The organism is Streptomyces sp. YS-3 (assembly GCF_045257485.1).
Classification (GTDB): domain Bacteria; phylum Actinomycetota; class Actinomycetes; order Streptomycetales; family Streptomycetaceae; genus Streptomyces.
In genome coordinates, this window is record NZ_JBJHPC010000330.1 from 1 (window position 1) to 8,231 (window position 8,231).

Consider the following 8,231-nt stretch of genomic DNA (forward strand, 5'->3'; position numbering starts at 1 on the left):
CTCCACCGCGCACCGCCGCCCCGCAGTCGTCGGCCGACTGCGAGGCGATCAGGCGTGATCGTTCACCTTGGGTGACAAGTGGCGGCGTTCCGTCACGGTCGTCGGCCCGGGCGGCACCCCTTGAACGGTCGAACAGGGGTGGGGTTAGCATATGAGCGCCGCCTAGCTCGAAAGATAAACTCGTGACTGTCAATGACGACTCGTTCACCAATTGGAAGAACCGCGAGGAGATCGCGGAGTCGATGATCCCGATCATCGGGAAGCTGCACCGGGAGCGGGACGTCACCGTCCTCCTCCACAGCCGCTCCCTGGTGAACAAGTCGGTGGTCAGCATCCTCAAGACCCACCGATTCGCCCGGCAGATCGCCGGTGAGGAACTCTCGGTCACCGACACCCTTCCGTTCCTGCAGGCTCTCACCACCCTCGATCTCGGCCCCTCGCAGATCGACCTCGGCATGCTCGCCGCGATGTACCAGGCCGACGACCGCGGTCTGACCGTGGCGGAGTTCACCGCCCAGGCCGTCATCGGCGCCACCGGTGCCAACAAGATCGAGCGCCGCGAGGGCCGCGACGTCGTCCTCTACGGGTTCGGCCGCATCGGCCGGCTCGTCGCGCGCCTGCTCATCGAGAAGGCCGGCTCCGGCAACGGTCTGCGGCTGCGCGCCATCGTCGTCCGCGGCGGCGGCGAGCAGGATCTCGTCAAGCGCGCCTCGCTGCTGCGGCGCGACTCCATCCACGGCCAGTTCCAGGGCACCATCACCGTGGACGAGGCGACCAGCACCATCGTCGCCAACGGCAACGCGATCAAGGTGATCTACGCCAACGACCCGTCCGAGGTCGACTACACGGCGTACGGCATCAAGGACGCCATCCTCATCGACAACACCGGCAAGTGGCGCGACCGCGAAGGCCTTTCGCAGCACCTGCGCCCCGGTATCGACAAGGTCGTCCTGACCGCCCCCGGCAAGGGCGATGTGCCCAACATCGTGCACGGCGTCAACCACGACACCATCAAGCCGGACGAGCAGATCCTGTCCTGCGCGTCCTGCACCACCAACGCGATCGTCCCGCCGCTGAAGGCCATGGCGGACGAGTACGGTGTGCTCCGCGGCCATGTGGAGACCGTCCACTCGTTCACCAACGACCAGAACCTGCTGGACAACTACCACAAGGCCGACCGCCGCGGGCGCTCCGCGCCGCTGAACATGGTCATCACCGAGACCGGCGCCGCCTCCGCCGTCGCGAAGGCGCTGCCCGACCTCAAGGCGCCCATCACCGGCAGCTCGATCCGCGTTCCCGTCCCGGACGTCTCGATCGCGATCCTCAGCCTGCGGCTCGGCCGCGAGACCACCCGCGAGGAAGTCCTCGACTACCTCCGCGACGTCTCGCTGCACTCGCCGCTCAAGCGCCAGATCGACTTCACCACCGCACCCGACGCCGTCTCCATGGACTTCGTCGGCTCGCGCCACGCCTCGATCGTCGACGCGGGCGCCACCAAGGTGGACGGCGACAACGCGATCCTCTACCTCTGGTACGACAACGAGTTCGGCTACTCGTGCCAGGTCATCAGGGTCGTCCAGCACGTCTCGGGCGTCGAGTACCCGACGTACCCGGTGCCGACGAGCTGAGCACCCCCGCTGCACGACAAGAGGCGCCTGCCGGGCTTTCACCCGGCAGGCGCCTCTTGTCACACCTCAGACCGTCACACGAGGTCGAACCGGTCCAGGTTCATGACCTTGACCCAGGCCGCGGCGAAGTCCTTGGCGAACTTCTCCTTGGCGTCGTCGCTCGCGTACACCTCCGCGAGGGCGCGCAGCTCCGAGTTCGACCCGAAGACCAGGTCGGCGCGCGTGCCGGTCCACCTGACCTCACCGGTGGCGGCGTCGCGGCCCTCGAAGGCGTGCGCGTCGTCGGAGGTCGCCTTCCACGTCGTGCCCATGTCGAGCAGGTTGACGAAGAAGTCGTTGGTGAGGACTCCCGGCGTCCGGGTGAAGACGCCCGCCGACGACTGCCGGTGGTTGGCGCCCAGCACCCGCAGACCGCCCACCAGCACGGTCATCTCGGGAGCGCTGAGCGTGAGCAGGTTCGCCCGGTCGAGCAGCAGGTACTCGGCGGGGAGCCGGTTGCCCTTGCCGAGGTAGTTGCGGAAGCCGTCCGCGGTCGGCTCCAGCGCGGCGAACGACTCCACGTCGGTCTGCTCCTGCGAGGCGTCCGCGCGACCCGGCGTGAAGGGGACCTCGACGGTGAAGCCCGCGTCCCGGGCGGCCTTCTCCACCGCGGCGGACCCGGCGAGCACGATCAGGTCGGCCAGCGAGACCTGCTTGGCACCGGCGTTGAACTCCCGCTGGATGCCCTCCAGCGTGCTCAGCACCACCGACAGCTGGTCCGGGTCGTTGACCTCCCAGCCGCGCTGCGGCTCCAGACGGATGCGGGCACCGTTGGCACCGCCGCGCTTGTCGCTGCCCCGGAAGGACGAGGCGGACGCCCAGGCGGTGGAGACCAGCTGGGAGACGGTGAGGCCGGAGGCGAGGATGCGCTCCTTGAGGGAGGCGACGTCCGCCGCGCCGATCAGCTCGTGCGTCACCTCGGGCAGCGGGTCCTGCCACAGCAGCGTCTCGGAGGGGACCTCCGGGCCGAGGTAGCGCGAGACCGGGCCCATGTCGCGGTGGGTCAGCTTGAACCAGGCGCGGGCGAACGCGTCCGCGAACTCGGCCGGGTTGTCCTTGAAGCGCCGTGAGATCGGCTCGTAGACCGGGTCGAGGCGGAGCGCCAGGTCGGTCGTCAGCATCGTCGGCGCGTGGCTCTTCGACGGGTCGTGGGCGTCGGGCACGGTCCCGGCCCCGGCGCCGCCCTTCGGCCGCCACTGGTGGGCGCCCGCGGGGCTCTTGAACAGCTCCCACTCGTAGCCGAAGAGGATCTCGAAGAAGCTGTTGTCCCAGGTGGTCGGGGTGTTCGTCCAGATGCCCTCAAGGCCGCTGGTGATCGTGTCCCCGCCCTTCCCGGTGCCGTGGGAGTTGCGCCAGCCCAGACCCTGCTCCTCCAGCCCGGCGGCCTCGGGGTCGGGGCCGACTGCCTCCGACGGGCCCGCGCCATGGGTCTTGCCGAAGGTGTGGCCGCCCGCGATCAGCGCGACGGTCTCCTCGTCGTTCATCGCCATCCGGCGGAACGTCTCACGGATGTCGCGCGCCGAGGCGATCGGGTCCGGCGTGCCGTTGGGGCCCTCCGGGTTGACGTAGATCAGCCCCATCTGCACCGCGCCGAGGGGGCTCTCCAGCTCCCGGTCGCCGGTGTAGCGCTCGTCGCCGAGCCAGATGGTCTCCGGGCCCCAGTACACGTCCTCGTCGGGCTCCCAGACGTCCGCCCGGCCGCCGCCGAAGCCGAAGGTCTTGAAGCCCATGGACTCCAGGGCGACGTTGCCGGTGAGGACCAGCAGGTCGGCCCAGGACAGGCTCTTGCCGTACTTCTTCTTGACCGGCCACAGCAGTCGGCGGGCCTTGTCCAGGCTGACGTTGTCCGGCCAGCTGTTGAGCGGCGCGAAGCGCTGCTGACCGGCCCCGGCGCCGCCGCGGCCGTCGCTGATGCGGTACGTGCCGGCGCTGTGCCAGGCCATCCGGACCATGAGCGGCCCGTAGTGGCCGAAGTCGGCGGGCCACCAGTCCTGCGAGGTGGTCAGCACCTCGGCGATGTCCCGCTTCACGGCCGGCAGGTCGAGGCTCTTGAACGCCTCGGCGTAGTCGAACTCCTCGCCCAGCGGATTGGCCACGGCGGGGTTCTTGGCGAGGATCTTGAGATTGAGCCGCTCCGGCCACCACTGGTGGTTGCCCCCGCCCTGCGTCGGATGCGGGGCGCGACCGTGTGCGACCGGGCAGCCGCCGCTTCCGTCCTCCGTTTTCGGGTCCGTGACGATCGCGTCGTGGTTCTCAGACATCGGAATCCTTCCGGGCTGGGTGGATCACACTGCTCAGGGGAGTACGAATGGTCGAACAGTTCGATGCGGCGGACGGATCCCGTCGCGTCAGTGGACGGTGGAAGGTCGCTCGGGAAGGGGCCCGGGAAGGCGGACGGACCGGCTGGGTCTGCTGCCGTACCGCCATACCGGAGGTGTCCGTTCCCTTGGCCGTCGTTGGTATCGATCCTACGATGGACGGTGTCCAGGTCAAGAAGCTCACCGGTTTCATCCTCGGTCGGAAGCTGTACGACGACCGCCGATCGCGGGTACACCACTACTGGCCCCTACTCGACTTTCCACCGAGCCGGAACGGATGGACCCTATGAGCGACTTGCTGGAGCGGCTCCGCGGGCGTGGCTGGCGGGTGACCTCGCAGCGGCGTGTGGTGGCGGAGGTGCTGGACGGCGACCACGTCCACCTCACGGCCGACGAGGTGCACGCGCGCGCGGCGCGGCGCCTGCCGGAGATCTCCCGCGCGACCGTCTACAACACCCTGGGCGAGATGGTCTCCCTCGGCGAGGTCCTGGAGGTCACCACCGACGGCCGCGCCAAGCGGTACGACCCCAACGCGCACCGGCCCCACCAGCACCTGGTCTGCTCCGGCTGCGGCACCATCCGCGATGTCGACACCACCGGTGACCTGCTGTCCCATCTGCCGGCCGACAACCGGTTCGGCTTCACCGTCGCCACGGCCGAGGTCACCTACCGGGGGCTGTGCCCGTCGTGCGCGTGACGCCGGGCGCGTGGCCGCGGCCGAAGGACACACGCCGGACCACGCCCCCGGTAGGACGGGAGCCGGGTGGCCGGGACGGAGGTGGTGCGAACGAATTGGCGAAACCCCGGGCGGGTACTACTTCCCTCGGCAGGCCGACGGAGGATACTGGTCACGCCCCGATCACCTACAGAACGACTCCATGGCCAAGAACCCCGTTTCCCCGCCCACCGTCCCCGACACCGCGTGGCTGGGGCGCGCGCGCCACCTCGGGCCCGAGCCCGAGCAGGACGTCCGGCGCAACCTGATCGCCCTCAGGGCGGCCGGGGTGCTCGACGACTTCCTGGACCTCGACCCTGTCGAGGCGGCCCGCTCCACCGTCCTGCACCCGCGCGACGAGTCCGCCGACCCCGGCCCCACGGCCCGGCGTGTCTTCGAGGCCCGCTGGCGCGTCGCCGACGACGTCACCGTGCGGGCCCAGCTGACCACGTACGACCCCGAGAACCGCCGCAAGGAGGGTGAGGGGGTCACCTGGGTCCTCGCCGCCGAGGCGGAGCGGCCGTGGCAGACCGACTGGCCGTCGCCGGCCACCATGTTCTGGCCCGACAGCGACCGCATCGCCTGGGACCACGACACCGTCCCCGACGTGCGGATGCGCACCACGAACCATCTGCCCAAGGACGACGACGAGCTGCGCCACCGGCTGCGCGACTGCGCCCGGCAGAGCTGGTTCGTCCACGTCGTGGTGCACGAGGCGATGACACCGGACGCGGCGGGGCAGCGGCCGGTGGCGGCGTTCCTGCCGCCGAGCCTGCGGCATCGGGTGATCGAGCACCGCGGCACCCCGGAGCAGGCGCAGATCGCCGACTTCGCGATGAAGAAGGAGCTCGGCGTCCGGCTGCCCCGCGGCGGAGCCGTCGTGCTGCCCACGCAGCCCCAGGCGGCTGGCTACGACGCGGACCGCTTCACCGTACGCACCGTCATCCTGGACGGCTCCGAGCCGACCGAACTCCTCGACAGGATCAGGGAGTTCGCCGCCCTCGCCCGCCCGATGCCGGCCGACGCCGAGCGGGCCCTTCTGCGGCTGCGCCAGGGCTGGCACCTGCTCACCCCGGACGAGGAGCTCGTCCACGCCCAGGCGATGGTCGCCAGGTACGCCGAGGCGCTCGATGCCATGACCAAGTCGCGTGACCTGTACCGGGAGGCCGCCGAGGCGGCGCAGGCCGCGCTCGCCGAGGCGCCCGGCGTCGATGTCGTACCCGGTCTGCCCGTACCGAGGCAGACCAAGGCGGACGGCTCGCCGCTGAGCGCCCTCACCAAGGCGTTCGGCCGCTTCCGGGACCCGGGCAAGTAACCCGCCGCCCCCGGGACCGCCGGAGAAGGCCGTCCCGGGGCACCGGCCCCCTCGTCGGCGCTCACCCAGCCACGATGGGCAATCCGGATCAGAAGTTGATCATGTGGCCGGCCAGCCCGTGCACGGCCTCCTTGACCGCCTCGCCCAGTGTCGGGTGGGCGTGCACATTGCGGGCGACCTCGTGGACGGTCAGGTCCCACTGCTGCGCCAGCGTCAGCTCCGGCAGGAGCTCGGTGACGTCGGGCCCGATCAGATGGGCACCGATGATCTCGCCGTGCGTGTTGTCGCTGATCAGCTTCACGAACCCGACGGGGTCGCCCAGCCCGTGCGCCTTCCCGTTCGCGGTGAACGGGAACTTGGCGACCTTGACGTCGAAGCCCTTCTCCCGCGCCTGCGCCTCCGTCCAGCCGAAGCTCGCGATCTGCGGCCGGCTGTAGGTGGCGCGCGGGATCATCGGGTAGTCCAGCTCCATCGTCTCCGCGTCCGCGATGGTCTCCGCGGCGATGACACCCATGGACTCCGCGGTGTGCGCCAGCATCAGCTTCGCCGTGACGTCGCCGATGGCGTAGATGTGCGGTACGGACGTACGGCAGCGGCCGTCCACGTCGATGGCGCCGCGCTCGGTGACCCGGACACCCGTGGCCTCCAGCCCGTAGCCGGTGACGTTCGGCGCGAAGCCCATCGCCTGGAGCACCTTGTCGGCCTCCAGGACCTTGGCCGCGCCGTCCTTGCCGGTGACCGTCACCCGCACCTGCGCGCCGGACTCGTCGATGGACTCGACCCGGGTCGAGGTCAGCACGTCGATGCCCAGCTTGCGGTACTGCTTGGCCAGCTCCGCCGAGACGTCGGCGTCCTCCAGCGGCGCGATCCGGTCCAGGAACTCGACCATGGTGACCTTGACGCCGTAGTTGTGCAGGACGTACGCGAACTCGATCCCGATGGCCCCCGCGCCCGCGATCACGATCGACCGCGGCAGGTCCTCGGCGAGGATCTGCTCCTCGTACGTCACCACGCGCTCGCTGCGGCGGGTGCCGGGCAGCAGCCGCGGGGTGGCGCCGGTCGCGATGACACAGTTGTCGAACGTGACGGTCCGCTTGGCGCCGTCCGCCTGGGCGACCTCAAGGGTGTGCGCGTCGAGGAACGTACCCCGGCCGTCGAACTCGGTGATCCCGTTCTTCTTCATCAGATAGTGGACACCCTTGACCCGGCCGTCCGCCACCCGCCGGCTGCGCCGGTAGGCCTCGCCGTAGTCGAGCGAGACCTCACCGTTCACCGTGATGCCGTAGGCCTTGGCCTCGTGGGTGAAGATGCGCGCCAGCTCGGCGTTGTGCAGCAGCGCCTTGGTGGGAATGCAGCCGACGTTCAGACAGACACCGCCCCAGTACCTCTCCTCCACGACGGCGACCCGCTTGCCGAGCTGGGCGGCCCGGATGGCCGCCACGTAACCACCGGGCCCCGCCCCGAGGACGACCACGTCGAAGTGCTCCTGCATGGGGGTTACTTCCTTCCGATCACCTGTGTTCGATCAGAGGTCAGCACACCACAGGGGCGCGCGCCCCGAAGCCCCGGGGCACCCTGCCGCGCCCGGCCCCGCACCGGACGTCAGCCCTCCTCCGCACGCGAGAGCGCCTCGGTGATCAGGCGGGTGGCGAAGTCGGGGTCCTCGGTGATGCGGTTGATGTGATCGGCGAGGAGGAAGGCGGTGACCTCCAGGGCGTTCATCTCGGCGTCGGTCCATTCGCCGTACTGCTCGCGCCACAGGCTGGGACTGAGCCCGGTGGCGGCGGCGATGACGAGCCCGGCCAGCGTCGGAATGGCCTCCGGACGGACACTCCTGGGCATCCTGCCCATCGAGGCCACCAGCCTGGGCACCACGTACTCGATGACGTCCTTGCCCTCGTCCTCGTGGGCCTTCCGCAACCAGGTCATGAACATGTAGACGAGCGTGCAGACACCGTCCAGCAGATCCCCGGCCGACTCCGGCCCCAACGAGTCGATGAACCGCTCCGCCAGCGCCTGCTCCTCGGGGTCCGGCACACCCGCGCCACGCTGGACGCTCCGGAGCCGGGAGTCGACCACCATCAACGCGGCCCCCACATCACCGGCGGGAGCGTACTGGGGACCGTAGTGCGATGACACAGAAACCCCTCCTCGACGCGCTGCTCACGGTGAGCGCTATGGCGTGTACGTAGAGTAGAGGGTGGAGGGGGTGGGGG

General features: G+C 70.0%; 6 protein-coding genes. 3 read left to right on the forward strand and 3 right to left on the reverse strand.

The features are described 5' to 3' along the window. Positions 1–182 precede the first annotated feature (182 nt). Entirely contained in the window at positions 183–1,628 is a 1,446-nt protein-coding gene (locus ACJA3G_RS23815) for a glyceraldehyde-3-phosphate dehydrogenase (RefSeq protein ID WP_406555069.1), read from the forward strand. Positions 1,629–1,702: 74 nt separating this feature from the next. On the opposite strand, the gene katG is transcribed toward ACJA3G_RS23815, so the two are convergent. Next, complete coding sequence (gene katG, locus ACJA3G_RS23820; protein WP_406555070.1) at positions 1,703–3,928, reverse strand: catalase/peroxidase HPI; 2,226 nt, start codon at positions 3,926–3,928, stop codon at positions 1,703–1,705. A 343-nt stretch (positions 3,929–4,271) separates the two neighbouring features. Here katG and ACJA3G_RS23825 point away from each other — a divergent pair, with 343 nt between their 5' ends. Beyond that, positions 4,272–4,682, forward strand: coding sequence for a Fur family transcriptional regulator (locus ACJA3G_RS23825; RefSeq protein ID WP_406555071.1), 411 nt, complete (start codon positions 4,272–4,274; stop codon positions 4,680–4,682). 181 nt (positions 4,683–4,863) lie between these two features. After that, positions 4,864–6,015 carry a hypothetical protein gene (locus tag ACJA3G_RS23830; protein ID WP_406555072.1) on the forward strand — a complete coding sequence of 384 codons (1,152 nt, stop codon included), beginning with the start codon at positions 4,864–4,866 and terminating at the stop codon, positions 6,013–6,015. Positions 6,016–6,103: 88 nt separating this feature from the next. On the opposite strand, the gene lpdA is transcribed toward ACJA3G_RS23830, so the two are convergent. Both lpdA and ACJA3G_RS23840 read right to left on the reverse strand, forming a co-directional pair. Further along, the gene (gene lpdA / locus ACJA3G_RS23835; RefSeq protein ID WP_406555073.1) at positions 6,104–7,507 is read right to left on the reverse strand and encodes a dihydrolipoyl dehydrogenase; all 1,404 of its coding nucleotides are present in this window, start codon (positions 7,505–7,507) and stop codon (positions 6,104–6,106) included. 110 nt (positions 7,508–7,617) lie between these two features. After that, a complete protein-coding gene (locus tag ACJA3G_RS23840; protein WP_406555074.1) occupies positions 7,618–8,154 on the reverse strand; it encodes a hypothetical protein in 537 nt (178 codons plus the stop codon). Between the last annotated feature and the right edge of the window lie 77 nt (positions 8,155–8,231).